Source organism: Nitrospira sp. (assembly GCA_015709715.1).
Lineage (GTDB): Bacteria > Nitrospirota > Nitrospiria > Nitrospirales > Nitrospiraceae > Nitrospira_A.
Genome location: CP054184.1, coordinates 1,924,286 through 1,947,911, shown reverse-complemented (window position 1 = coordinate 1,947,911; position 23,626 = coordinate 1,924,286). Strand labels below are relative to the sequence as shown.

Annotated in this window: 26 protein-coding genes; 24 read left to right on the top strand and 2 right to left on the bottom strand. The window is 59.9% G+C overall.

The annotated features are described in order from the left end of the window. The first annotated feature begins 12 nt into the window (after window positions 1-12). The 20 genes from HRU82_09220 to HRU82_09125 all read left to right on the top strand — a co-directional run bounded on the left by HRU82_09220 (window position 13) and on the right by HRU82_09125 (window position 19,470). Entirely contained in the window at window positions 13-810 is a 798-nt protein-coding gene (locus tag HRU82_09220) for a sulfate adenylyltransferase subunit 2 (protein QOJ35121.1), read from the top strand. Between the two features lie 63 nt (window positions 811-873). Continuing rightward, window positions 874-2,721 (top strand): adenylyl-sulfate kinase, encoded by a 1,848-nt coding sequence (locus tag HRU82_09215; GenBank protein QOJ35120.1) that lies wholly within the window; start codon window positions 874-876, stop codon window positions 2,719-2,721. Between the two features lie 75 nt (window positions 2,722-2,796). After that, window positions 2,797-3,723 carry an Mrp/NBP35 family ATP-binding protein gene (locus HRU82_09210; protein QOJ35119.1) on the top strand — a complete coding sequence of 309 codons (927 nt, stop codon included), beginning with the start codon at window positions 2,797-2,799 and terminating at the stop codon, window positions 3,721-3,723. 26 nt (window positions 3,724-3,749) lie between these two features. Beyond that, window positions 3,750-4,502, top strand: a complete 753-nt coding sequence (locus HRU82_09205; protein ID QOJ35118.1) for a PCP reductase family protein — start codon at window positions 3,750-3,752, stop codon at window positions 4,500-4,502. 10 nt (window positions 4,503-4,512) lie between these two features. Then, window positions 4,513-5,352, top strand: coding sequence for a hypothetical protein (locus HRU82_09200; GenBank protein QOJ35117.1), 840 nt, complete (start codon window positions 4,513-4,515; stop codon window positions 5,350-5,352). 142 nt (window positions 5,353-5,494) lie between these two features. Next, window positions 5,495-6,250, top strand: a complete 756-nt coding sequence (locus tag HRU82_09195) for a YebC/PmpR family DNA-binding transcriptional regulator (GenBank protein ID QOJ35116.1) — start codon at window positions 5,495-5,497, stop codon at window positions 6,248-6,250. A gap of 29 nt (window positions 6,251-6,279) precedes the next feature. Next, window positions 6,280-6,888 carry a Holliday junction branch migration protein RuvA gene (gene ruvA, locus HRU82_09190; GenBank protein QOJ35115.1) on the top strand — a complete coding sequence of 203 codons (609 nt, stop codon included), beginning with the start codon at window positions 6,280-6,282 and terminating at the stop codon, window positions 6,886-6,888. Between the two features lie 5 nt (window positions 6,889-6,893). Beyond that, window positions 6,894-7,403, top strand: a complete 510-nt coding sequence (locus tag HRU82_09185; GenBank protein ID QOJ35114.1) for a hypothetical protein — start codon at window positions 6,894-6,896, stop codon at window positions 7,401-7,403. A gap of 15 nt (window positions 7,404-7,418) precedes the next feature. Beyond that, window positions 7,419-8,456, top strand: coding sequence for a Holliday junction branch migration DNA helicase RuvB (ruvB, locus tag HRU82_09180; GenBank protein ID QOJ35113.1), 1,038 nt, complete (start codon window positions 7,419-7,421; stop codon window positions 8,454-8,456). A gap of 140 nt (window positions 8,457-8,596) precedes the next feature. Beyond that, window positions 8,597-9,673, top strand: a complete 1,077-nt coding sequence (gene pheA, locus HRU82_09175) for a prephenate dehydratase (GenBank protein QOJ35112.1) — start codon at window positions 8,597-8,599, stop codon at window positions 9,671-9,673. A gap of 15 nt (window positions 9,674-9,688) precedes the next feature. Beyond that, the gene (locus HRU82_09170) at window positions 9,689-10,783 is read left to right on the top strand and encodes a histidinol-phosphate transaminase (GenBank protein ID QOJ35111.1); all 1,095 of its coding nucleotides are present in this window, start codon (window positions 9,689-9,691) and stop codon (window positions 10,781-10,783) included. 9 nt (window positions 10,784-10,792) lie between these two features. After that, window positions 10,793-11,806: a 3-deoxy-7-phosphoheptulonate synthase gene (gene aroF / locus HRU82_09165; GenBank protein QOJ35110.1), complete on the top strand. Its 1,014-nt coding sequence runs from the start codon at window positions 10,793-10,795 to the stop codon at window positions 11,804-11,806. A gap of 28 nt (window positions 11,807-11,834) precedes the next feature. Continuing rightward, the gene (locus HRU82_09160) at window positions 11,835-12,728 is read left to right on the top strand and encodes a prephenate dehydrogenase/arogenate dehydrogenase family protein (protein ID QOJ37156.1); all 894 of its coding nucleotides are present in this window, start codon (window positions 11,835-11,837) and stop codon (window positions 12,726-12,728) included. A gap of 5 nt (window positions 12,729-12,733) precedes the next feature. After that, window positions 12,734-14,062, top strand: a complete 1,329-nt coding sequence (gene aroA, locus HRU82_09155; protein QOJ35109.1) for a 3-phosphoshikimate 1-carboxyvinyltransferase — start codon at window positions 12,734-12,736, stop codon at window positions 14,060-14,062. A gap of 18 nt (window positions 14,063-14,080) precedes the next feature. Then, complete coding sequence (locus tag HRU82_09150; GenBank protein QOJ35108.1) at window positions 14,081-14,773, top strand: (d)CMP kinase; 693 nt, start codon at window positions 14,081-14,083, stop codon at window positions 14,771-14,773. Continuing rightward, the gene (locus tag HRU82_09145) at window positions 14,773-15,465 is read left to right on the top strand and encodes a 1-acyl-sn-glycerol-3-phosphate acyltransferase (protein QOJ35107.1); all 693 of its coding nucleotides are present in this window, start codon (window positions 14,773-14,775) and stop codon (window positions 15,463-15,465) included. Before HRU82_09150 ends, HRU82_09145 begins: the two co-directional genes overlap by 1 nt. A gap of 57 nt (window positions 15,466-15,522) precedes the next feature. Next, window positions 15,523-17,235, top strand: coding sequence for a 30S ribosomal protein S1 (locus HRU82_09140; protein QOJ35106.1), 1,713 nt, complete (start codon window positions 15,523-15,525; stop codon window positions 17,233-17,235). Between the two features lie 15 nt (window positions 17,236-17,250). Continuing rightward, a complete protein-coding gene (gene sppA / locus HRU82_09135) occupies window positions 17,251-18,150 on the top strand; it encodes a signal peptide peptidase SppA (protein QOJ35105.1) in 900 nt (299 codons plus the stop codon). Between the two features lie 17 nt (window positions 18,151-18,167). Continuing rightward, window positions 18,168-18,461 (top strand): integration host factor subunit beta, encoded by a 294-nt coding sequence (locus HRU82_09130; GenBank protein ID QOJ35104.1) that lies wholly within the window; start codon window positions 18,168-18,170, stop codon window positions 18,459-18,461. Window positions 18,462-18,495: 34 nt separating this feature from the next. Further along, on the top strand, window positions 18,496-19,470 hold the full coding sequence (locus tag HRU82_09125; protein QOJ35103.1) for a PCP reductase family protein: 975 nt from the start codon (window positions 18,496-18,498) through the stop codon (window positions 19,468-19,470). Between the two features lie 90 nt (window positions 19,471-19,560). On the opposite strand, the gene HRU82_09120 is transcribed toward HRU82_09125, so the two are convergent. Beyond that, window positions 19,561-19,881: a hypothetical protein gene (locus HRU82_09120; protein ID QOJ35102.1), complete on the bottom strand. Its 321-nt coding sequence runs from the start codon at window positions 19,879-19,881 to the stop codon at window positions 19,561-19,563. A gap of 251 nt (window positions 19,882-20,132) precedes the next feature. Between HRU82_09120 and HRU82_09115 the strand changes: the two genes are divergently transcribed. From HRU82_09115 to HRU82_09100, 4 genes are all read left to right on the top strand, one after another. Continuing rightward, a complete protein-coding gene (locus HRU82_09115) occupies window positions 20,133-21,338 on the top strand; it encodes a VCBS repeat-containing protein (protein QOJ35101.1) in 1,206 nt (401 codons plus the stop codon). 138 nt (window positions 21,339-21,476) lie between these two features. Then, complete coding sequence (locus HRU82_09110) at window positions 21,477-21,677, top strand: hypothetical protein (GenBank protein ID QOJ35100.1); 201 nt, start codon at window positions 21,477-21,479, stop codon at window positions 21,675-21,677. Between the two features lie 76 nt (window positions 21,678-21,753). Continuing rightward, window positions 21,754-21,942, top strand: a complete 189-nt coding sequence (locus HRU82_09105; GenBank protein QOJ35099.1) for a hypothetical protein — start codon at window positions 21,754-21,756, stop codon at window positions 21,940-21,942. A 30-nt stretch (window positions 21,943-21,972) separates the two neighbouring features. Further along, on the top strand, window positions 21,973-22,911 hold the full coding sequence (locus HRU82_09100; protein ID QOJ35098.1) for a D-alanyl-D-alanine carboxypeptidase: 939 nt from the start codon (window positions 21,973-21,975) through the stop codon (window positions 22,909-22,911). 176 nt (window positions 22,912-23,087) lie between these two features. On the opposite strand, the gene HRU82_09095 is transcribed toward HRU82_09100, so the two are convergent. Further along, entirely contained in the window at window positions 23,088-23,618 is a 531-nt protein-coding gene (locus tag HRU82_09095; protein ID QOJ35097.1) for a hypothetical protein, read from the bottom strand. Window positions 23,619-23,626: the final 8 nt, after the last annotated feature.

Below are 23,626 nucleotides of genomic sequence, written 5' to 3'. Positions count from 1 at the left end.
AAACGTGGAACCATGAAACATTTACGTCAGCTCGAAGATCAGAGCGTCTACATTCTTCGCGAAGCCTATAAGCATTTCGACCACCTCGCCATGCTGTGGTCGATGGGCAAGGATTCAACGGTGTTGTTGTGGCTGGCCAGAAAGGCCTTCTTCGGCCACGTCCCCTTTCCTCTCCTACACGTGGATACGAGCTACAAGATTCCGGCCATGATCGAATATCGGGACCGCATCGCCCGCGAGTGGCGCCTCAATCTGGTGGTCGGTCAAAACAAGGCGGCCCTCGCCGCGGGCATGAACCATACGCTTGGGCGGGATGTCTGTTGCACGGCCCTCAAGACCACGGCCATGAAAAACCTGGTCGAAGAAAAGGGCTACACCGGCATCATCCTCGGGGTCCGCGCGGATGAGGACAGCACGAGGGCGAAGGAGCGGTATTTTTCTCCGCGTGACAAGCACGGCGATTGGGATTTTCGCGATCAGCCGCCCGAGTTATGGGACCAGTTCAAAACGACCTTTCCGCCGGGTACGCACATTCGTATCCATCCGCTGCTGGATTGGACCGAAATCAACATCTGGGAATACATCAAGCACGAGAACATTCCGTTCATGGATCTGTATCTCGACAAGGGCGACGGCACGCGCTACCGCAGTTTGGGCTGCGCGCCCTGCACGACGCCCATCAAGTCCACCGCCAAGACCGTCGACGAGATCATCGAGGAACTCCGCGGAACCAACATTGCGGAGCGAGCCGGACGGGCGCAGGATGCGGGCCGCGGTATGGAGATGCTGCGGAAGAAGGGTTACATGTGAGCCAACCGAGCGGGCCGATGGCCCTGGCGACGACCTCAGATTCCGGAAGCGAGTGATGAACACATGACACAGCAGGACCAGAAGAAACCTCAGGAAAGTCTCAACATCGTCATCGTCGGCCATGTGGACCATGGAAAGTCTACCTTGGTCGGCCGGCTCTACGCCGATACGGGGTCGCTTCCCGTGGGCAAGCTGGAAAAGGTGCAGGCCATCTGTCGTCAGCAAGGCAAGGAGTTCGAATACGCCTTTCTCTTCGACGCGTTTCTCGAGGAGCAGGAGCAGGGCATCACGATCGATACCGCCCGCACCTTCTTCATCTGGAACGGGCGCCAGTACATCATCATCGATGCGCCTGGACACAAGGAATTTCTGAAGAACATGATTTCAGGTGCCGCGCGGGCGGAGGCGGCCCTGCTGCTGATCGATGCTTTGGAAGGGGTGCGGGAGCAATCCAAGAAGCACGGGTACCTGCTGTCCCTGTTGGGCGTGCGGCAGTTTGCGGTCGTCGTGAACAAGATGGATTTGGTGGGGTATCGGCAGGACGTGTTCGACGGGATCGAGAAGGAATATCGGGACTTTCTCGGGCAGTTCAAGGCGGTGCCGCAACAGATGATTCCGGTCAGCGCCAAAATGGGCGACAATATCGTCATCCGCAGCCCGCACATGGGCTGGTACAAGGGGCCGACGGTGTTGGAGACGTTGTCGTTCTTCGGGAAGGAACAGGCACGAGCCGAGCAGCCGCTGCGGTTTCCCTTGCAGGACGTGTACAAATTCGACGCGCGCCGGATCTTGGCTGGCCGCATTACAGCGGGACGGCTGAAGGTCGGCGACCAGCTCGTGTTTTCGCCGTCGAACAAGACGGCGGTGGTGCAGTCCATCGAAGGGTTTAACGTCGATCCTCCCTCCAGCGAAGTGCAGGCCGGGCAATCGGTTGGAATCACGCTCGACGAGCAGATTTTCGTGGAGCGGGGAGAAATCGCGTCACACCGCGACTCCATTCCGCTCGTCTCGACGGCGATTCGCGTCAACCTGTTCTGGATGGGGAAGCGACCGCTGGAAAAGGGGCGAAAGTATCTGCTCCGCCTGGCCACGCGCGAGATGGCGTGTGAAGTGGCCGCCATCCACCGGATTATCGATACGGCGGATCTGGCTCAGCTTCAGGAGAGTCAGTCCGTGGCGAGAAATCAGGTGGCCGAACTGACCATGCGGACCAAGGCGCCGCTGGCCTTCGACCTGTCCTCGTCCTTCGAGTCGACCGGGCGGTTCGTGCTGGTTGATGAGTATGACATTGCCGGCGGCGGCATCATCACCGAGTTGGTGCATGATGAGCAGGAGGGGTTGCGCGAAGAGGCGCGGCAGCGCGAGTTCGCCTGGCTCACGGGCGACGTGCGGGCCGAGGATCGCGCCGCTCAATATGGCCACCGTGCCGCCATCGTGTTGTTCACCGGATCAGCTCAAACCGGAAAGACCTTCTTGGCTCGCCGGGTCGAGGCGCTGCTTGTGGCGGATAGCCGCCATGCCTACCTGCTGGAGGGAGAGAACTTGCTGCAGGGGCTGGATGCCGACCTGTCCGCCGCGGATCCCTCTTATGGAGCGGAACGGGTGCGGCGGTACGGCGAGGTTGCGCGCCTGTTGATCGATGCCGGGTTGATCGTCGTGTCTACCAGCAAAACTTTCGGGATCAACTATCACCGCATGGCCGAGATGATCCGCACGTTGGTGCAACCGGCGCCGGTCATTGCGGTGCATATGAGCAAGGCCGAAGAAGAGCCGCCGCCGAATACCGACCTGCACTTCGTCGGGCCGCAGGATTTTGACGCTGCGGCTCGCCAAGTCATCGAGGAGTTGAAGCGCCGAGGGGTGCTCGTTCAATCGACCGGAGCCAAGACGACCATTCAGTATTCGATTTGACCCGGCGTCGGAGCCGTTTGACTCCGTGGAAATCCCTGTGGTAGCGTTCCCGATCAACCATTTCGCGGGGTTCTCATGACTATGGCTGCAGACAAGGATCTCAAGTCCATTCTCACGAAGCTCCAGTACTCCGACGACGCCAAAGTCGTCCAGCAGATCACGGCCCAGATGAAGCAAGTGCAGGCTCGCATGGCCGGCATCAAGCAAAAGCTGGTCGTGATGAGCGGGAAGGGCGGTGTCGGGAAGAGCATGACCACCGTTAACCTGGCCTTGGCCTTCGCCCGACAAGGGGCCAAGGTCGGCTTGCTCGATGTGGACCTCAACGGTCCTTGCGTCCCGAGAATGTTGGGCCTGCATGGCCGCTCCTTGACCCTGACCCCAGAGGGGGCCCAGCCTCCTGTCGGCCCGCTGGGAATCAAGGTGGCATCGATGGATTTTTTCCTCGATAGCGCGTCACCGGTGCGGTGGAAGGGGCCGATGGACTTGAGCCCCGTATGGTTGGGGCTCATGGAGATGAATGTCATCCGCGAGTTTTTGGCCGATGTCGTCTGGGGCGAATTGGATTATCTGCTGGCGGATTTGCCACCCGGCGCAGCCGCCGATAAGCCGCCGGTCATCGCCGGCTTTATTCCGGATTTGGCCGGTGCGATCGTCGTCACGACACCGTCGGAAGTGGCATCGGATGTCGTACAAAAGTCCGTCACCTATGCTCGGGATATGGGCATCCGCGTCTTGGGCATCGTCGAAAATATGAGCGAATACCGCTGCCCGTCCTGCGGGGCCGAGAACGAGTTGTTCGAGGGTAACACCGAGGCGATGTGCGAGGTTTTGGACCTGCCGCTGCTCGGACGCATTCCCTTCGATCGCACGTTTGCCAAAACCTTCGACAAGGGGGACCCGCTGCTCGATCCCAATTATCCGACGATCCAGAAATATCAGGACATCGTCGGCCGCATCCAAGCCTTGCTCGATTACAAGAAAGTCCTGGCGGAAAAACTGTAAGTCCACCGACCCGGAGGGGGGAATTTATGAAGTTCGTTTGCCTGAACTGCGAGACCTACATGACGTTTCAAAAGGTCGAAAAGCCTGGTGAAGGCTCCCTCGGTGTCTTCTTTGGCTGCCCGTCGTGCAACGCCAAGTTTTCCATGGTGACGAACCCCGGAGAAACTCAGATGGTGGCGTCGCTCGGCGTGAAGTTGGGGGGGCGAACGGAAACGGCCGAGCCCTTTGAAATGACGCGCGGGACCCTCAAGGCCGAGGCGCAGGCCGGTGCCGGACAGATGGCCGCGTACCTCAACGAGAAAATTCAGGCCGGACAACCCGCCGCCGCATCGGCCAAGGCTGAGGCGCCGGCCGGTGGAGAGAAGGCTTCGGGCGGGTGTCCATTCTCGGCGATGGTGGCCGAGATGGGGCTCACCTCCGGCGGCAAGCCGCAAAACGGAAACGGCACGAGCGAATTTACCTGGACGCCGGACGCGAAGGAAAAACTGGAGCGTCTGCCTTCGTTCGTGAAGCCGATGGTGCAAAGCAGCGTCGAGGCCTATGCCCGCAAACAGGGGTATCAGAACATTACGCTGCAGGTCATGGACGACTCCAAGAACGATTCGCCCAACGGCTTGGCCTGGACCAAGGACGCCGAACAGCGGATGGACAATATTCCGGACTTCATTCGCCCGATGGCCCGTCGCGAGATCGAACGCATTGCCAAGGAGCGTGGGTTGACCGAGATCACCGCCCAGGTCATGGACGAGGCCAAAGAAAAGTTCATGAAATTCATGTAACCGCCACTGCATGCGTGAGATGAGTCTGGGGCCCATCCGACGAAACGGATGGGCTGTTCCTTTTCTGCCAGCGTTCCCCTCTCGACTGCTGTCTCGTCTGAGGTTTCCGGGCTCGCCCCTTCGGCTCGCGCTCCTGGTCTGTCTGGCCATGGCCCTGTGTGGGGCGTCGTCCGCCGGCGGGCAACATGCCGAACATAACCACACCGGCTCCTCCGTCGAGCATGTCCATGGCCAGGCCGATGGCGCGGTTGCGTGGGAAGGCTCCGCAGAAGGCATCGCCTATTCGGAATTCAATCATCACTTGGCGGGCTTGTTTCTCTTGTTGGTAGGATTCAGCGAGGCGCGCGAAGCGATAGGTTGGTCGGCCTTGGTGTGGACGCGCTTCCTCTTGCCCGGTGCGCTCATGTTGGGCGGCTGCTTCCTCCTCATCTGGAGCGACCATGACGCCTGGCCGATCGGGTCCCTCTCCTTTGTGCAGACCTTCTTCGGTCACGATCCCGAGATTCTTCAGCACAAGACCTACGGCATCCTGGCCCTAGGGATTGGAGCCATCGAATGGTGTCGACGGCTCGGTCTCGTCACTCGCTCGACATGGGCTGTTCCGCTGCCGCTGTTCGCGATCGTGGGCGGCTTAATGTTGTTTCTCCATTCGCATGGCGACCACCCCTCCGCCCACAAGATTGCCGTGGACCATGCCATCATGGGCACCTTGGCCATTACGGCCGGCGCGCTCAAACTGCTCTCCGGCTGGGGTGGGGCCCGCCTTCTCATCGGTCGTTTCTATTGGGATCTGGCCTGGGCGGGGCTGGTCCTCGTGATCGGCCTGCAATTGCTGGTCTATTCGGAATAGCTGTGGCGGTCGGAGAAGCCCACTCGGGTCCAGTCGCCCTTGCGTTGACACCCCTGTACGGACTGTGTTAGCTCTACCGCTTCAGGGCATCAGCTACCGATCTCATGCCTCATTCAGAACCGGGTTTTATAGAGGAGTCGCCATGGGTGGCCATAGCCATTGGGCAACAATCAAACGGCATAAGTCGGCTCAGGATGCCAAGCGTGGGAAAATCTTCACCCGCATTATCCGTGAGCTGACGATTGCAGCGCGGTCCGGCGGCGATCCTGACGGAAATCCTCGGCTACGGTTGGCTATCGCCAAGGCGAAAGAAGCCAACATGCCCGGCGACACCATGAAAAAGGCCATTCAGCGCGGGACCGGTGAATTGCCCGGCGTGACCTATGAAGAATTTGCCCTCGAAGGGTATGGGCCCGGGGGCACGGCGCTGTTGCTGGAAATTACGTCCGACAACCGGAACCGTACGGTCGCCGAGATCCGCAGCTTGCTCACCAAGAACGGCGGCAACATGGCGGAGGCCGGGGCCGTGTCCTGGCAGTTCCACAAGAAAGGTGTCTTGGTGGTGGATAAGGGCAAGGTGGAAGAAGACGCCTTGCTGACCCTTGCGTTGGACGCCGGTGCGGAAGACGTGAAGGTCACCGAGAAGGCGTTTGAAATTCAAACCAGCCCGCAAGACTTCGAAGCCGTCAAGAAGGCGCTCAGTGATGCCAAGATCGAGTGCACGCTCGCCGAATTGAACTTTATTCCGCAAAATACGATCGCCTTGGAAGAAAAGGCCGCGGAGCAGATGTTAAAACTCATGGAAATCCTGGACGAGCACGACGACGTTCAGAAGGTCTACGCGAATTTCGACATCTCGGACGAGGTGATGGAGAAAGTCGCCGCCGCCACCGCTTAGGGCAGGAGGAGCGTCCGACTGCTGGTTGCATGATCGCCCTATTGACGGGCCTCCCGATTGTTAAGTCTCCCTCCCATGTCACCCTCGACGTTCACGGCGTCGGGTACGAAGTTCTAATTCCCCTCAGTACCTATTATGCCTTGCCGGAGCAGCGCGAGGTCGTTACTCTGAGCATCCATACCCACGTCCGAGAAGACGCCATTCAGCTCTATGGTTTCCTCACCGCAGCGGAGAAAGAAGCGTTTCTGCTTCTGACGGGTATCTCGGGGATCGGGCCGAAATTGGGGCTGAGCGTCCTCTCCACGCTCTCGGTGCCAGAGTTGTATCGGGCGATCCAGACCGGAGATACAGACAAGCTCGGGACGGTGTCGGGCATCGGGAAAAAGTCCGCCGCGCGGATTGCGTTGGAGCTCAAAGATAAGGTGTCGGGACTCGATACAGGTGGAACGGGCGTGAAAGGAGGGGGGGACGTAGGAGCCGATCCCCTTTACGAGGATGCACTCTCGGCCCTGGTGAATCTGGGCTATCGAGCATCGGACGTGAAGGAGGCGCTCAAACGGCAGGCTGAGGCCGATGTGCCTGCGCAGGGCTTAAAGGGGATCATTCGTGAAGCGCTGAAAGATTTGGCGAAGGGGTGAGGAGCATGGAGCGATTGCACCGACGGCAACGGGTGGGAAGGGGCATCGGCCTGATCGTAGGAGTCTGCATGGCAGGCCTGGGACTGATAACCATGCTCCCTGCGGTCGAGGCAGCTGAGGAAACCAAAAGTATCCGTAAAACCTGTGGCCGTTGTCCGGAGGGCTATGCCACCACTGGAGTGACTGAAGCGCCGGATCTCTGCAAGGATGGAGAGCCCACCCTCGTGCAATGTGTCCCCTTGGGTGCGAACATGCTGTCGGTCTGTGGTCCCTGCCCGGATGGTTATGCCGAGATCGGGCGGTCGAATGTGCCGGCGCGTTGCGGCAACCTGGACGGGGGGCTGGTCTCGCAGTGCCAACTGCAACAGATGGGGACGACCCTGCCGGATCCCAATCAAGGCGGAGTGCGCTGTCCTCCGGATTGCGGGGCGACTGCCGCACCAGGTCAAGGGGCTACGCCGCCCCTGCCGAAGTTTAGGCCGACGCCGGAGTCCCACGAAGCCGGCGGCAACTAACCATCGGGAGACAGGATGTCGGATCGTACCATGACCAATCGCGTGAGCGAAGACGAGCGGGGCATCGAGGCCGCGCTGCGTCCGCAATCTCTGCAAGACTATGTCGGCCAGTCCCGCATGAAGGATGCGTTGGCCGTCTGTATCGAAGCAGCCAAGCGCCGCGGGGAAGCGCTCGACCACGCGATCTTTTACGGCCCGCCCGGCTTAGGCAAGACCACGATCGCTCATATCATCGCGCGCGAAATGGGATCGGCTATCCGGTCGACCTCCGGCCTGGTGTTGAACCATGCCGGCGACTTGGCCGCAATTCTGACCAACCTGCAGGAGGGAGACGTCCTCTTCATCGACGAAATCCACCGGCTGCCGGCCTCCGTGGAAGAGGCCCTCTACCCCGCGATGGAAGACTACCAGCTCGATTTGGTTGTCGGGCAGGGTGCATCGACGAGAACGATCAAGTTGGACCTGCCCCGGTTTACGCTGGTCGGGGCCACCACGCGCGCGGGCGCCCTGACCTCGCCGCTGCGTGATCGCTTCGGATTGGTGCATCGACTGGAGTTCTACTCGCCGGAGGACCTCACGACGATCGTCCTACGGTCGGCCAATCTCCTGCAGGTGCCGATCGATGAGGCCGGAGCTGCGGAAATTGCCGGGCGGGCCCGCGGAACCCCGCGCATCGTCAACCGACTCATCAAGCGCATTCGTGATTACGCGGAAATTAAGGCGGAGGGGCGAATCACCAAGCAGGTTGCCGAGGAGGCCCTGCTCTGGCTTGCCGTGGATGTTGCGGGTCTGGACGAGATGGACCGGAAGATTCTGTTGACCGTGATCGAGAAGTTCAACGGGGGGCCGGTGGGCGTCGAATCCCTGGCGGCGGCGGTGCAAGAAGACAAGGGGACTCTGGAGGATGTCTACGAGCCTTACCTCATCCAGGCCGGATTGCTCGAACGTACCGGCCGCGGGCGCCAAGCCACGAGACAGGCCTTCGAGCACTTCAAGAAGCGGCAGGATCTGCTGTCGTTTTCCGACGAGGCCGGATCGACTGCAACTCGTTGAATCCTCACGCCTATCCTTGCAATGGCCTTGTTGGGTCCTGTAGGATACCCACTTGGCCAAGTTCTCGAGACAAGCCCGAGCCTGTTATCACGGACTTCCTGATTTACTAGCAGGCTCCGCGAGGAGGACATCCCCCCGTCATGTCGGACGACCTACAAGGCTATCGCCAAGAAATCGATCGCATCGACGACCAGATTTTGCGTCTGCTCAATGAGCGGTCGAAATCCGTCATCGAAATCGGTCGTTTGAAGAAGCTCAAAGACGCCGACGCCCATCTACACACGCCGGCCCGTGAAGCAGCGATTTTTGACCGGCTGAGCAAGCAGAATACCGGTCCGTTTCCGACGGAAGCCATTCGGGCCGTGTATCGGGAGATCATGTCGGCCTCCCTGTCGTTGGAGGGGCCGCAGAAAGTGGCCTACCTCGGACCTCGAGCGACGTTCACACACATGGCCTGCATGCAGAAGTTCGGCTCTTCCGCCCAGTACATTCCCGTCAACAGTATCAAGGATGTGTTCAGTGAGGTCGAGCGAGGGCGCGCGCATTTCGGCGTGGTGCCGATTGAGAACACGACCGAGGGAGTGGTGAACCATACCCTGGACATGTTCATCGACTCCAGCCTGTTGATTTATGGAGAAGTGCTCCAGGAGGTCGCGCACCATCTCATGTCCAAGAGCGGCGCGGTCGGGGACATCAACCGGATCTACTCCCATCCCCATGCCATCGCGCAATGCCGCAACTGGCTGGAGACGAATCTTCCGCATGTGCCGGTTTCCGAAGTCGCCAGTACCGCGCGCGCGGCCGAACTCTGTGTCGATGATCCGTCGGCCGCCGCCATTGCGTCCGAACTGGCCTCGCAGTTGTACGGTCTCAAGGTGGTGACGGCCAGGATCGAGGACAACATCAATAACTTCACTCGCTTCCTGGTCTTGTCGCAAAAAGCGCCCGAGCGGACCGGGCGTGACAAGACCTCCCTGATGTTGTCGATCAAGGACAAGGTCGGCGCCTTGTATGACCTGTTGCGGCCCTTCGCATCCCACGGCTTGAACATGACCAAAATCGAGTCGCGCCCGTCCCGACGCAAGGCCTGGGAATATATTTTCTTTGTCGACATCGAGGGACATATCGATGAGGAGCGAGTGAAGAAAGCGGCGGAAGAGGTCAAGAGCCGTTGTCTCTTCATGAAGATCCTCGGCTCCTATCCCGCCTACTCGTAAGGATTGAGTCACGCCATGCCACTGAAGGTGCATCCTGATATCGCGGCCCTCGTTCCGTACGTTCCCGGCAAGCCCATCGAAGAACTGCAGCGTGAGTTGGGGCTACCTCGTGCGATCAAGCTCGCCTCGAACGAAAATCCGATCGGACCCTCGCCCAAGGCCTTGTCGGTACTGGGGGAGACGGCGTCGACGCTCCATCGGTATCCGGACGGCGGGGCCTTTCGTTTGCGCGGGGCCTTGGCTGAGCGATGGAAGGTCGGACCGGATCAGGTGATCCTCGGGAACGGGTCGGATGAAATTCTGGGCCTGTTGGCACGCACGTTTCTGTCGCCCGGCGACGAAGCCGTCATGGCGCAACATACCTTCGTGATCTACAAGATGGAGGTGACGGCCGCGCATGGCGTCGCGGTGGAAGTGCCGCAGCACGACTGGCACCACGATTTGCCGGCAATGGTCGAGGCGATCACCGATAGGACACGCCTCCTCTTCGTGTGCAATCCCAACAATCCCACCGGCACCATGTCGACCAAGGCCGAAGTCGCCGCGCTCATGGCGCGCGTGCCCGACCATGTCGTCGTGGTGTTTGATGAGGCCTATTACGAATATGTCCGGCATCCGGAGTTCCCGGATACGATCGGGTATGTACGAGCCGGTCGCCCCGTCATCGTGCTGCGGACCTTTTCCAAAATTTACGGCCTGGCGGGGTTGCGCATCGGGTATGGGCTCACCACTCCGGAAATCACGAACTATTTGAACCGGTTGCGACCGCCGTTCAACGCCAACAGCATGGCGCAACGGGCGGCGTTGGCGGCGCTCGACGATGAGGCGCATGTGAGCGCCAGTCGGGCGTTGAATCACGCCGAGATGGACAAGGTGCGGGAGGGCTTACGGGCGCTGGGGTATGAGGCGCTCCCGAGCGAGACCAATTTCCTCTATTTCGATGTGGGGGGGGACGGCCGCCAGGTGTTCGACGCGCTGCTACGGGAAGGCATCATTGTGCGGCATATCGAAGGGCGCATGCTGCGTGTGACGATTGGGCTCCCCGAGGAAAATGAATTGTTCCTGAGTGCGCTCGCCACGGTGACGCGCGCGCTACGACAAGGAAAGTGAGAGACAACCATGATTATTGTCTTAAAGCCCGATGCCTCGGAACGGGAGGTCGATCACATCATCGATCGGCTCCGGGAGTTGGGATTGAAATCGCATATTTCGACCGGCCAGGAACGGACCATCATCGGCGTCATCGGAGACGACCGCATCCTACACAATCAGCCTTTGACGGCCCTTCCCGGCGTGGAAAGCGTGCTGCCGATTCTGGCCCCCTGGAAGCTGGTCAGCCGCGAGTTCAAAAAAGAGAACACGATCATCGATGTGAACGGGGTCAAGATCGGTGACAAGAAGGTGGTCGTCATGGCCGGCCCCTGCGCCGTGGAGCGGTTGGAACTGACGGTCGGCATCGCCCACGAAGTGAAGTCGGCCGGCGCGACGGTGCTCCGGGGCGGCGCGTATAAGCCGCGGACTTCGCCCTATTCCTTCCAGGGTTTGGGGCGGGAAGGCTTGGACTATCTGGTGGAAGCGAAGAAACAGACCGGTTTGCCTGTGGTGAGCGAAATCCTGGATACCAGGGACATCGAGTTGTTCCTGGAGAAAGCCGACATCATTCAGATCGGCGCCCGCAACATGCAGAACTTCGAACTGCTCAAGGAAGTCGGGGCGTACGATAAGCCCGTTTTGCTGAAACGCGGCCTGTCGGCCACGATCAAGGAGTTTCTGTTGTCGGCGGAGTACATCATGTCGCGTGGGAACCGCAACGTCATGTTGTGCGAGCGAGGGATCCGGACCTTCGAAACCCAATACCGTAACACCCTGGATCTGGCCGCCATCCCGACTCTCAAGGAGCTGTCGCACCTTCCGGTCATCGTCGACCCGAGCCATGCCACGGGCAAGTGGGACTTGGTGGCACCCATGTCCAAGGCTGCCATCGCGGCTGGTGCCGATGGGCTGTTGATCGAAGTCCATTCCAATCCGGAATGCGCGCTCTGTGACGGTGAGGAATCCATCAGGCCGTCTATGTTCAAAGAACTGATGGGGGATTTGCGCAAGATTGCGGAAGCCGTGGGGCGGACGCTCTGAGCCGAGAGGCTGGGTGGTCGAAGACATGATGACACCGCATTTCAAACAGGTGGCGATCGTCGGGGTGGGACTCATCGGCGGCTCACTCGGTATGATTCTTCGCCGGCAGAAGATCGCAGACTCCATCGTGGGCATCGGACGGCGGGTGGAAAACCTGAAAACAGCCGTGGAACTCGGGGCCATCGATCGGTACGTGTCCGACCCGCGCGAAGGCGTGGAGGGGGCGGATTTCGTCTTGCTCGCGACGCCGGTGGATACGTATGAACGGCATCTGCGGGAGTGGGCCGGGTGCTTGACGCCCGGCGCGATCGTGAGCGATGTGGGCAGTGTGAAGGGCGAGTTGGTGACGAGGTCCGAAGCCTTGATGCCGCAGGGCGTTCGATTCGTCGGGGCGCATCCGATCGCCGGGAAAGAAAAGACCGGTGTGGCGGCTGGTTCCGAAACCCTCTTTACCGGTGCGCGCTGCATCCTGACACCCACGACCAAGACGGATGCCGAGGCGCTTCAGACCGTGCGCGCGATATGGGAACTGGCCGGTTCCATTGTGTTGGAAATGGATCCGTTCCTGCACGACAGGATCCTTGGTGCCGTGAGCCACCTGCCGCACGTGGCGGCCTTTGCGCTCATGACGGCATTGGCTGATGTGCGCGACCACGGGGTGCCGGAGCTGGATTTGGCCGGTCATTCCGGAGGGGGCCTTCGGGATACGACGCGGATCGCCGCCAGCTCGCCGGAGATGTGGCGCGACATTTTCCTCTGGAACCGCGACAACCTGGTCTCCTTGATCGAGACGTACCAGCGACACTTGGACGAATTGAAGCGGCTGATCATAGCCGGTGATGCGGCCGGGATCGAAAAACAATTGGACCAGGCCAAGCATGAACGGGAGCAACTGACGCCCCGCGTTGCAGGGAAGGGATAGTCCCTATGGCATCCTTCACCATCACGCCGGGCCGCCCGCTGAGGGGGACGGTCACGATCCCCGGCGACAAGTCCGTGACGCACCGCGCCATCATACTCACCGCCTTGGCCGAAGGGCTGAGTACTGTGAGTGGGTACTGCCGCGGCGAAGATTGCCTGAACACCATGCGCGCATTCCGATCCCTGGGGGTGCGAATCGATGAGACCCCGGACTGCCTGCAGGTGCACGGGAAGGGCATGTGGGGCTTGAGTGAGCCGTTCGGCCCGATCGATTGCGGCAACTCCGGGACGGGAATCCGCCTGATGGCCGGATTGCTCGCGGGCCAGGATTTCTTCACCGTGCTCACCGGCGACGACTCGATTCGCAGACGCCCGATGGGTCGGGTGGTGAAACCGCTCCGGACTATGGGGGCGGTGATTGCGGGGCGAAAAGGAGGCGAACTTGCGCCCTTGGCGATCACCGGAACCAGGCTCAAGGGCATAGCCTATGCGTCACCCGTCGCGAGCGCGCAGATCAAGTCGTCGCTGTTGTTTGCCGCCCTCTATGCGGACGGCGTGACTACCCTCAGCGAGCCGCGCCTCTCTCGAGATCACACGGAGCGCATGTTCGCCTATTTCAGGATTCCGTTCCAGCGGGACGGTCTGACGCTCCGGCTCGACGGACGCCCCTCGGTCCGGTGGGGCGGGAAACCGGTCGTCGTGCCTGGTGATCTGTCGGCGGCGGCATTTTTCTTGGTCGGGGCGACGATTGTGCCCGATTCCGACGTGACGGTGCGGACGGTCGGAATCAATCCCACGAGGACGGGTCTCTTGGATGTATTGCGGGCCATGGGCGCGCAGATCGATCTTCTCAACCCGCGTGAAGAAGCGGGTGAACCGGTGGCGGATCTGCGGGTGCGGTCGGCGCCGCTCCGAGGCGTCCAGATCGGGCCGGAGCAGATTCCTCAAACCATCGACGAGTTTCCCATCCTGTGCGTGGCTGCCGCTGTCGCGGAGGGGGAAACGGTGATCAGCGGCGCCGAAGAATTGCGGGTGAAGGAGAGCGATCGCATTGCCACCATGGCGACGGAACTCCGGGCCATGGGGGCACAGATCGAGGAACGGCCGGACGGTATGGTGATTCGCGGCCTGGGCCGCCCCGGTGCGAACGGGGCGTTGAAGGGCGCGACCTGCACGAGCCACGGGGATCATCGGGTGGCCATGTCTGTGGCGATCGGCGCCTTGACGGCCGGCAAACCGACCTTGATACAGGATACGGCCTGCATCGAAACGTCGTTCCCGGGATTCGAGAGGACGCTGGCGGGTCTGTTGACTGGGGCGGAAAAACCTCTATAGTTCGGGGACTGTGTTGGCATGCATCAGGAGCGTTTACGGGAGGAGCAGGGCTTGATCATCGCCATCGACGGGCCGGCCGGGGCGGGGAAAAGCACGGTCGCTCGGTTGCTGGCATCGCGGCTGGGATACCTCTACCTGGATACGGGCGCCCTCTATCGGGCATTGGCCTGGAAAGTGCGGACGGCAAGCGTCGACCCTGATGACCCCGCCGCCGTCGCCGACCTGCTCTCGTCCACGCGATTGCATATGGAATGCGGGGTGGAACAGGCGCATGTGTTTGTGGATGGCTGCGAGGTGACCGGTGAGTTGCGTAGCCCTGACATTACGGCTCTGGCGTCAGTGGTGTCGGCCATTCCTGCGGTGCGCGAATGGTTGTTGCCGGTTCAGCGGGAAATCGCCGCACGCGGCTCCGTGGTCGCGGAGGGGCGCGATATCGGAACCAGGGTCTTTCCGAGAGCCGACATAAAGTTCTTTTTGGAGGCCGATGCGGAGGTCCGCGCGTCGCGCCGGCATCGCGAGTTGGTGGCCGCCGGGCACAATGTGGCCTTTGATCAGACCAAACGGGATCTGGCCGGGCGCGACGATCGCGACCGGTCACGTGCCGTGGCTCCGTTGGTTCCAGCGCCGGACGCCGAGCGGATTGATACCTCCAGCATGCCCGCGGACGCGGTCGTCGACTTGATGTTGGCTGCGATCACGGCGAGATCGTGATGTCCGTCCTGTACGGATTCCTGTGGGTCCTGTCGCGCGTCATCGGCTGGATCTGTTTTCGGTACCGCACGGTGGGAACGGTTCCGCGGGATGGCGGGGTGCTGATCGCGTCGAATCACGCCAGTTATCTCGATATTCCCCTGTTGGGATGCGGGGTTCCCAGGCGGGTCTGGTACATGGGGCGTCATGACCTGTTCCCGATTCCCCTGCTGAACGGGCTCTTGCAGGGAGTGGGTTGGATTCCGTTACGCGTCGGACGGTTGGATCGGGATGCCTTCAGCAAAGCCGTGCGTTTAATTCAAGCGGGCAAAGCCGTGGCGATCTTTCCTGAGGGAGGGCGGACGGTCACGGGCTCGTTGAAACCGGGGAAACCCGGGATCGGGGTGATCGTCTCGCAGACCGGGTGCCGCGTAGTCCCCGCGCATATTGACGGAACCTTCGAGGTGTTGCCGCCGGGAGCGACCTGGCCTCGGTTCCGTCGCGTGACGGTGTCCTACGGGGAGCCGATCGACTTTGCGGCCGCCGCGGCCCAGATGGACGGCAAAGCGTTTTATCAACATGTCAGTCAAACGGTCATGGCAAAGATCGCGGAACTCGGGCAGGTTCCGGTACCGGGAGATCGGCCGGTGCCGACGGAGCCGCCCCGCGATCTTGCTGCGACACACCAGGCCAAGTCTTGCAACGCTGAGTAAGGCTTGGCGCCAGTCACATTCAGCACCCGGCGCGAGCCGGAGGACGAGGATTTTGTCATGAGTACAGTCAGCCCGCAGAGCGAACCCAAACTCGACCGCGACGCCTTGGCGGCCATGTATGAGGAGACCTTCCGCAATTTCGAGGAAGGCACGATTACCGAGGGCGTCGTCGTCGCCATCGGCAAAGACAAAGTGGTGGTCGATATCGGCTACAAGTCCGAGGGAATGATTCCCGCCGATCAGTTTTCGCAGGAGGAGTTGCAGCAGCTGAAGGTGGGCGATCGCCTGCAGGTGTATCTCGAAGAGTGTGAAGACGCAGACGGCAATCTGGTGCTCTCCAAGGAAAAAGCCGACAAGATGAAAATCTGGGAGGAACTGGAGCGGCTGCACAAGGAGGAGAAGAGCATCGAAGGGAAGATCATTTCCCGGATCAAGGGCGGCATGATGGTGGACATCGGCGTCAAGGCCTTTTTGCCCGGCTCCCAAATCGATCTGCATCCGGTCCGCGATCTGGACGGCCTCGTGGGCAAGACCTTCCCCCTCAAGATCATCAAGATCAACCATCGCCGCGGCAACGTCGTCGTCTCGCGCCGCGTGTTGCTGGAGGAGACGCGGGATCGTCGTCGTCAGACCACCTTGGCCACGCTCAAGGAAGGCCAGCTCATCCAGGGGATGGTGAAGAATATCACCGATTACGGCGCCTTCATCGACCTTGGCGGCATCGACGGCTTGCTCCACATCACCGACATGTCGTGGGGGCGGGTGGGCCATCCATCCGAGCTGTTCCAGGTCGGCGACAAGGTGGAAGTCACCGTGCTGAAGTACGACCGGGAGACCGGGCGTATCTCGCTGGGGCTCAAGCAGAAGACGGCCGATCCTTGGACCGGCGTCGCGGCCAAATACCCGATCGGCACGCGCGTGCGTGGGCGAGTGGTGAGTTTGACCGATTACGGCGCCTTCGTCGAATTGGAGCCCGGCGTGGAGGGCTTGGTACACGTGTCCGAGATGTCCTGGACGCACGAGGTGCGGCACCCGTCGCGCGTCGTGTCGGTCGGCGACCAGGTGGAAGCGGCCGTGCTGAACATCGATCCGGCGAGCCGAAAGATCTCGTTGGGCATGAAGCAAACGGCCCCCAATCCGTGGGACATGATCGAGGCCAAATACCCCGCCGGTACGCGGATCGAAGGCAAGGTCAAAAGCCTGACGGATTTCGGTGCGTTTGTCGGCCTGGAGGAGGGCATCGACGGCTTGATTCATATCTCGGATATGTCCTGGACGAAGCACATCAAGCATCCGTCGGAATTGTTCAAGAAGGGCCAAAAGGTGGATGCGGTCGTCATTCGGATCGATAAGGACAAGGAGCGGCTGTCGTTGGGCTACAAGCAGTTGTCGCGTGATCCATGGGAGGATCAGATCCCGGGTCGGTATCGCGTGGGTGACAGCATTACGGGCAAGGTCAGCAAGATTGCCGACTTCGGTCTGTTCATCGAACTGGACGGGGACGTGGAAGGCCTCATTCACATCAGCGAGATCGGCTTGGATCCGAACGTGCGGATGGAAGACAAGTTTAAGCTGCAGGACGAGGTGACGGCCAAAATCATCAAGGTCGACCGTGAGGAGCGGAAGATTGCGCTGAGTTTGCGCGACCATCAGCTCGATACGGAGCGTCGGCAGGTGGATGAGTTCCACGCCTCGCAGGGAGGCTTGGATCAGAGCTTGGGGCGCGCGGCGAAGCAGAGCCGCAAGCGAAACCAGGGCGAAGAAGCCTAACGTCAGGGAGGCACGATGGATCCGAACGGAGACCCCGCATCCCGGCAGAAGCGGAATCCTCTGCGGCGGGTCCTGAAATGGCTCGGCATCGGGCTCGGCCTCTTGCTGTTGTTTAACGTTCTGTTCCCCGATCTGGATCTATCGAGCCAGGAGAAGGTCGCGGTGATCCGGATCGAGGGCGTGATTCTCGACGCGCAGACGACGGTCGGGGATCTGAAGCAGTACAGCGAGAATCCGCTTGTCAAAGCGATCGTCTTGCGGATCGACAGCCCGGGCGGCGGGGTGGTGCCGTCCCAGGAAATCCATGATGCCGTGAAGCGCGTGAAGAACAAGAGCAACAAGGCGATCATCGCCTCGATGGGGACGGTCGCGGCTTCGGGTGGATACTACATCGCGGCCGCGACCGATCGCATCATCGCCAACCCCGGTACCCTGACGGGGAGTATTGGGGTGATCATGGAAACGGCGAACCTCGAAGGTCTCCTGAAGAAGATCGGGGTCGAAGGTGTGGTGATCAAGAGCGGACGATTCAAAGATGTCGGCTCGCCGCTCAGGAAAATGGGTGATGAGGAACGCAAGTTGTTGCAATCGGTCATGGACGATGTCCATCGTCAGTTCATCCAAGCCGTGGCCGACGGCCGGTCCTTGGAACTCTCCGAAGTGGAGCCGCTGGCCGACGGCCGGATCTTCACCGGGCGGCAGGCCAAGGAAGCCAGGCTCGTGGATGAATTGGGCGATCTGGAGGACGCCATCCACATTGCGGCCGATATCGCCGGGATCGAAGGCGAGCCTAAGGTGGTGGAGCCGCGGAAGCGGTTCTCGGTTCGAGATCTCTTGGAGTCACGTTTGTCCTCGGTGTTTCCCAAGGTTGAGTGGGGGACCGGCGTGGATCTGAAATATCTGATGGCATTCTGAGCGGCATACCTCCACCCATGAGGAGAGGGACTATGACGAAAGCGCAGATTATCGAACGGGTGTCTGAACAGGTCACGACGTTGACGAAGCGGCAGGCCGAAATCGTCGTCAATACGATCTTCGACTGCATTCGCGATTCGTTGCGTAACGGGAACAAAACTGAAATCAGGGGGTTCGGCAGTTTCCGCCTGCGGGCCAGGCGAATGAAAGAAGGCCGCAATCCGAAGACCGGTGCTACTGTGGCGGTCCCGGCGAAGCGTGTGCCGTTCTTCAAGGCAGGCAAGGAATTGAAGGAATTACTCAATAAGTAACAGGGGTGACACCGTGGCAGAATCACCAGAGACGATGGTTCCAGACGTTCGGTGGAGCGACGGCGCGCTCAAACGGATGGAGCGCGCACCCATTTTTTTGCGGGGTATGGTGCGCCGTTTGGCGGAAAAGAAAGCCCGGGAGTTGGGTTACGGTGAGATCACCGAGGAAATTCTGGAGCAGTTCAAGGGCCAAATGATGGGCAACATGGGCGGCGAGAGCGGAATGGCCGCGGCCGCCGACCAGATGGCCAAGGGGCAGTTGCCATGGACCGCTGCGGCCAAGGAACGGCTGGAAGCCGTGCCGGAGTTCATGCGGGGGATGATCCGGCAGATTGCCGAAGAGATCGCGCGCGAAGGCGGCCACATGGAAGTGAATGTAGACCTCTTTGATCGCGTGGAGGCCATGGGCGAGGTGCGCGAGCGCCAACTCCCCTCGTTGGAATGGACCGAAGGGGCCTTGGCCCTCTTGCAAGAGAAGATCAAAGCCTCTCCGCCGATCGCGATGGAATTTGTCGGCGATATGATCAAGTGCGACACCGAGGAAGCGGCGCGAGAACAGGGTTTGTCGCGAATCGACGAAGTGACGGTTCAGCAGCTGTGGGCCGCGCCGCAGGAACGCATTCCGTGGAGCGATGAGGCTTGGAAACGGCTGCAGACCTCTCCGGATTTTGTGCGCAGCGGTATTCGCAAGGCGGCGGAGCGGCGGGCCCGAAAATTGGGTTTGGCGGAGGTGGATTCCGAACACCTGACCACCTTCCGCAATCAGGCGATGATGAAGGCGGTGAAGCGCATTCGATCATTCGGGTACAAGGACCTCACCTTCGATGCCTTCGACACCGCGATGGAGAAAACCAAGCGGCTTCAAGGAAATGCTCAGGCGGAGAAGCGGCTGCAGGAAATCCGTTCGCACTTCAGCGATCCCAATACAAAAAAACCTGAGGGGGGCACATTGGGGGCTGAACTGATGGGGCGGTTCCGGAAGTTTCTCAAGGGGGAAGAGACGCTCTAGCAGATTCCTGCTTGAGATCGGATTGAGGTAGAGAAAAGCGGGCAACCCACCGAAGGAGATCTCTTTGGGTTGCGGGTTGCCCGAAGCAGTTTAGTGCGAGGCGAGGGCGCCGGGCCAGAACTTGTGCCGGATTTGTGGCAGCGGCACGTTGTCAAAGTTCGGGATGTCGTAGAGACAACGATCGATCGTGGCTACTTCTTCCTCAGTCAGCTCCAAGACCACCTGCTTTTTCCAGAACTGATCCAGTGCCAGATAATCGTTCGTCGTCGGCTTTTCCGCCAACAGGGCCTGCATCTTTTTGAATCCATCGGTGTCGACCCCACCGATCCGTCCATTATTCCGGTCGAGACACCACTTTAGGACTTCCGCGATCCCGTACATGGTGATCGGGATCTGAACCATCTTGCTCATAAGTACCTCCTCCACACTTGGGGTCGCATTCTAGCCTAAGGTCTCGCGTTTTTTCAAAGGGGCGAAAGGCCTAGGCCACCACGGACCGTTTGGGAGGGGAACGAGCCGCTGAGTTTGGAGTCGGGGAAGGTCGGTCGCTTGATTGCGAAGCGGCGACGGCCTCTGTATACTCGCCACAATCCATCCTCAGAACGCGGAGCGGCGAAGCATGGACTTGGCCGGAATTGCATGCCTTGTTCGTCGAAATCGAGATGATACGCGTGTTCCGGAGCGGCAGCGCAGCCGTGAGAATGGCCGTCTGGCTCCTGGTTATGGGCGGTTGGGTTGCTGTGGCGGCCTGCTCAAAGTCTGATCCGTACGTTCCCCCTGATCCCTTCTATTATTTCGCCAGTTATCCTGTCGGGAAAAACCCAACGACCGTCACGACGGCGGACTTCAACCGCGACCAGATGACGGATCTCATTACGACCAATATATCCAGCAACACGATTTCAATCCTCTATGGCAACGGCGATGGCACCTTTCGAGACCAAATGCAGGTCAGGGTGTGCCAAGAGCCGCGGGCCTTGGCGCTGAATGATTTCAACCACGATGACCGGCTCGATATTGTGTTGGCCTGTTCGGGGAGCGATCAAATCTCGATACTGTTCGGTCGCGACAACGGCAAGTTCGAGGAGGGGCCGCAGTATCCCGTGCACCGCGCGCCGGTTTCTGTGGCTAGTGAAGATTTGAATGGAGACGGCCATCCGGATTTAGCGGTCGCGTTGCGCAACGACAAGATCAAAATATTCCTCGGCAACGCGACCGGCAACTTTCGCCCCAGTATGCAATACGAGCACGGCGACACACCGACCTCCATCGGAATCAAGGATTTCAACGGAGACGGAAAGCCGGATCTGATCGTGACGAATGGCGGACCGATGCTGAGTGCCGTGTCGGTATGGATGGGTAATGGGGACGGCACCTTCCGGGATCCCAAGGACTATAAGACCGGGAGGCGCCCTCTTGGGGTGAGCTTTGCCGACTTCAACAGCGATGGCAAACTCGATTTGCTCGTGATCAACGGAGAGGGAGATAGTTTTACGACGCTATTGGGGAATGGGGACGGCACCTTTCAACCGGGAAGAGACGCCGGTGCCGATGCTAGTCCTAATTTCGGGATGGCCCGCGATTTTGACGGGGACAAGATTCCGGATGTCGCCATCGTTAACCTCCAGTCTACCGATCTCTCCATTATCTTTGGAAAGGGGGACGGCACCTTCAATTATCCTCCGAGAAATTACCGTACGAAGCCGGGGCCGTTCGCTGTCGCCAGTTATCGAGTGTCGGCAGACAACGTCGAAGAGCCCGGGCTTGTTACGGCGGACAACGGCGCGGGCAGCGTCTCGGTGTTTCTCCATCGCGGATGGAAGGGGCAGGCGCCGGCGTCATCTCCGGTACGGAAGACCGACGAGTGACGGCTGCATCAAGTGTGGCTGGATTGTGCCGATGAAGGAGGCAGCTTCCTTGACACCTCCGGAGGGGTCGGCTAGAGTTCGAAGCGACTTATGGAGAGAGGGACCTAACACGTGTTAGGCATCGAGGCGTAGGGTTTTGTGCGATCGTTCTTGTGGTGGTTTTCCATGGGCTGCCTGACGACCTTGGCAGTCTTGATGGTTCAAGGCGGGGTACGCGACCTGGTTTCCGGGGCCAGCCCGATGGGCGGCACTGGAGCCTTCCTCTCCTTCGGCACCACGATCATCGGTGGGGGCTTGTTGGCCGGCTGTCTCGCCCTTATCCTCAATCGTCTTCGGTAGAAATTGTGACGCACTCCTCGAAGGGCCGGACCCGTACGAAGAGCTGTGCATGGAGCGCGGAGGAGGCTGGTTCTCGATGCATTGTCTCAAATGCAAAGGCTGCATGATGTTCGAGCGACACTACACGCTCATGAATCGTCGCCTCTACGCGCGATGTTTGAATTGCGGATTTTGGATAGATCTTGCAGATTTGCTGCGATTCTTTCATAAGGTGATTGATAGCAGCCTGCGCGGCTCCAAGGTTCGCGAAACCTATACCCTCTGAACACCGATTTCAGCGAGGACACGAAGTGGTATGCACGCGATGAACGACCGGCACCGGTTCCTGTCACTCTGTACCGCCGCGCTGCTTGTGTTCCTTTCGTCCATCTGGTGCGGTCCGGCGAGTGCGGTGGACACCGACGCCGATGATGAAGTCATCACCGTTCCGTTCGACCCAAAGCCCCTTCCGTCAAACAAGCAAGCTCATCATAGCCTCCGGTGGCGGCGGGTCCCTGCGCACAGCATTCTGCTCAAAGAACTAAAAACGGGAGAAACCCTCTATCGATTTGAGAGTGAAAAGCGCCTGTCGCCTGCCAGCTTGACCAAAATCATGTCCGCCTTGGTGATTTTGGAATATGGTCATCTTGATGACGAAGTGACGATCAGTCCCAAGGCGGCACGGGCGCATAAGACGCATCTGCGTTTGCGGACAGGGCAGATTTTTCGACTGGAAGACCTCTTGAAAGCCATGTTGATCATGTCTGCGAACGACGCCTGTCTAGCGGCCAGTGAACATGTGGGGGGTGATGAGGAGCGATTCGTCGATCTCATGAACGCCAAAGCCGCCGCGTTGGGGTTGCATAATACGCATTTCAGCAACGCCTGCGGGTTTGATGCGCCCGAGCACTATTCAACGGCCGAGGATCTGGCTAAGCTGAGCGAAGTTGCCTTGCACGACCCCGTCTTCAAGGATCTGGTCCGCGAAGAACGAGAAATCATCATGCCGATCAACGAGCACCGCGCCTATGTGTTGCGTACCACGAACCGCCTGCTGGGTCGAATCCCGGGTGTGCAAGGAGTCAAAACCGGGTTTACTTCCAAGGCCGGCCGTTGTCTGATTGCCAAGGTCTCCCAGGACGGGAGCGATCTGCTCCTTGTCATTCTCAACTCCAAACGACGGTGGAATACCGCGACCAGCCTGATCAATTACGGCCTTCGGCTTAGTTACAGCCGTACCGGCATGCCCCGTTGATGTGCCGTCCAATCACGACGCGGCCCCAGTAGCCGCATTCACAGACCATAAGCATTCCCCTTCACCACAGGCCCTGATGTGGCTTGGCCGATGAGAACGTTATGGTCGATCCGGTCGAGGCGGAGAAGCGTGCCAAGCAACACGGGGCGGCAGGGGCGGCGCCTGAGAGAGAGCATTTATCGGGGAAGCGAGAATTCGACGTTCACATCTTTCCCCAGGTAGTTCACCTGGAAGCCTTGCTTGTCGTAGGCCAGCACGGCCCCCATGACGTTTTCATCCCCATAATCCTCTTTGCCGAGAATTTTCCTGACATCATCGGGGCTCTCGCTGTTGAGCACATTCCGGAAAATACCGCGTGTTTTGTAGGTAAAGCGATTGTTGATGAAAATCAGGTCAACTTTGCCGTCCTGGACGCGAACACCGGCCATCGGTCCGGTAGGCTTTCTTTGATCAAGCAGGAAAATGAACGTGGCCTCCTGTTCTGCCTTGATGCCAGGAATTTTTTCATTGACGAGGACGTCAAGAGCCTTCGCTTCATCATCGCCTAACTTGATGCCGAAGAGCGAGATATCTTGGCTGGAGAACCCCTTCGGGTCGGTCAGATCATTCTTGCTGAGTTCATAAGGCTCGGCGCTCACGTGGGCGGCGAGGAGGAGCGAGCCAACCGTGGCCATCAATCCGAGGAATGCTCGCCAACTGTACACCATGAACGCCT

Excerpts from the sequence above, each read along its gene's own strand:
- HRU82_09160 (QOJ37156.1), top strand. The coding sequence starts at position 11,835 with ATGACACCGCATTTCAAACAGGTGGCGATCGTCGGGGTGGGACTCATC.
- HRU82_09215 (QOJ35120.1), top strand. The coding sequence starts at position 874 with ATGACACAGCAGGACCAGAAGAAACCTCAGGAAAGTCTCAACATCGTC.
- ruvA (QOJ35115.1), top strand. The coding sequence starts at position 6,280 with ATGATCGCCCTATTGACGGGCCTCCCGATTGTTAAGTCTCCCTCCCAT.
- HRU82_09210 (QOJ35119.1), top strand. The coding sequence starts at position 2,797 with ATGACTATGGCTGCAGACAAGGATCTCAAGTCCATTCTCACGAAGCTC.
- HRU82_09205 (QOJ35118.1), top strand. The coding sequence starts at position 3,750 with ATGAAGTTCGTTTGCCTGAACTGCGAGACCTACATGACGTTTCAAAAG.
- HRU82_09140 (QOJ35106.1), top strand. The coding sequence starts at position 15,523 with ATGAGTACAGTCAGCCCGCAGAGCGAACCCAAACTCGACCGCGACGCC.
- sppA (QOJ35105.1), top strand. The coding sequence starts at position 17,251 with ATGGATCCGAACGGAGACCCCGCATCCCGGCAGAAGCGGAATCCTCTG.
- HRU82_09145 (QOJ35107.1), top strand. The coding sequence starts at position 14,773 with ATGTCCGTCCTGTACGGATTCCTGTGGGTCCTGTCGCGCGTCATCGGC.
- HRU82_09100 (QOJ35098.1), top strand. The coding sequence starts at position 21,973 with ATGCACGCGATGAACGACCGGCACCGGTTCCTGTCACTCTGTACCGCC.
- HRU82_09130 (QOJ35104.1), top strand. The coding sequence starts at position 18,168 with ATGAGGAGAGGGACTATGACGAAAGCGCAGATTATCGAACGGGTGTCT.
- ruvB (QOJ35113.1), top strand. The coding sequence starts at position 7,419 with ATGTCGGATCGTACCATGACCAATCGCGTGAGCGAAGACGAGCGGGGC.
- HRU82_09200 (QOJ35117.1), top strand. The coding sequence starts at position 4,513 with ATGCGTGAGATGAGTCTGGGGCCCATCCGACGAAACGGATGGGCTGTT.
- HRU82_09105 (QOJ35099.1), top strand. The coding sequence starts at position 21,754 with ATGCATTGTCTCAAATGCAAAGGCTGCATGATGTTCGAGCGACACTAC.
- HRU82_09125 (QOJ35103.1), top strand. The coding sequence starts at position 18,496 with ATGGTTCCAGACGTTCGGTGGAGCGACGGCGCGCTCAAACGGATGGAG.
- HRU82_09185 (QOJ35114.1), top strand. The coding sequence starts at position 6,894 with ATGGAGCGATTGCACCGACGGCAACGGGTGGGAAGGGGCATCGGCCTG.
- HRU82_09220 (QOJ35121.1), top strand. The coding sequence starts at position 13 with ATGAAACATTTACGTCAGCTCGAAGATCAGAGCGTCTACATTCTTCGC.
- HRU82_09095 (QOJ35097.1), bottom strand. The coding sequence starts at position 23,618 with ATGGTGTACAGTTGGCGAGCATTCCTCGGATTGATGGCCACGGTTGGC.
- aroA (QOJ35109.1), top strand. The coding sequence starts at position 12,734 with ATGGCATCCTTCACCATCACGCCGGGCCGCCCGCTGAGGGGGACGGTC.
- aroF (QOJ35110.1), top strand. The coding sequence starts at position 10,793 with ATGATTATTGTCTTAAAGCCCGATGCCTCGGAACGGGAGGTCGATCAC.
- HRU82_09150 (QOJ35108.1), top strand. The coding sequence starts at position 14,081 with ATGCATCAGGAGCGTTTACGGGAGGAGCAGGGCTTGATCATCGCCATC.
- HRU82_09120 (QOJ35102.1), bottom strand. The coding sequence starts at position 19,881 with ATGAGCAAGATGGTTCAGATCCCGATCACCATGTACGGGATCGCGGAA.
- pheA (QOJ35112.1), top strand. The coding sequence starts at position 8,597 with ATGTCGGACGACCTACAAGGCTATCGCCAAGAAATCGATCGCATCGAC.
- HRU82_09195 (QOJ35116.1), top strand. The coding sequence starts at position 5,495 with ATGGGTGGCCATAGCCATTGGGCAACAATCAAACGGCATAAGTCGGCT.
- HRU82_09115 (QOJ35101.1), top strand. The coding sequence starts at position 20,133 with ATGATACGCGTGTTCCGGAGCGGCAGCGCAGCCGTGAGAATGGCCGTC.
- HRU82_09170 (QOJ35111.1), top strand. The coding sequence starts at position 9,689 with ATGCCACTGAAGGTGCATCCTGATATCGCGGCCCTCGTTCCGTACGTT.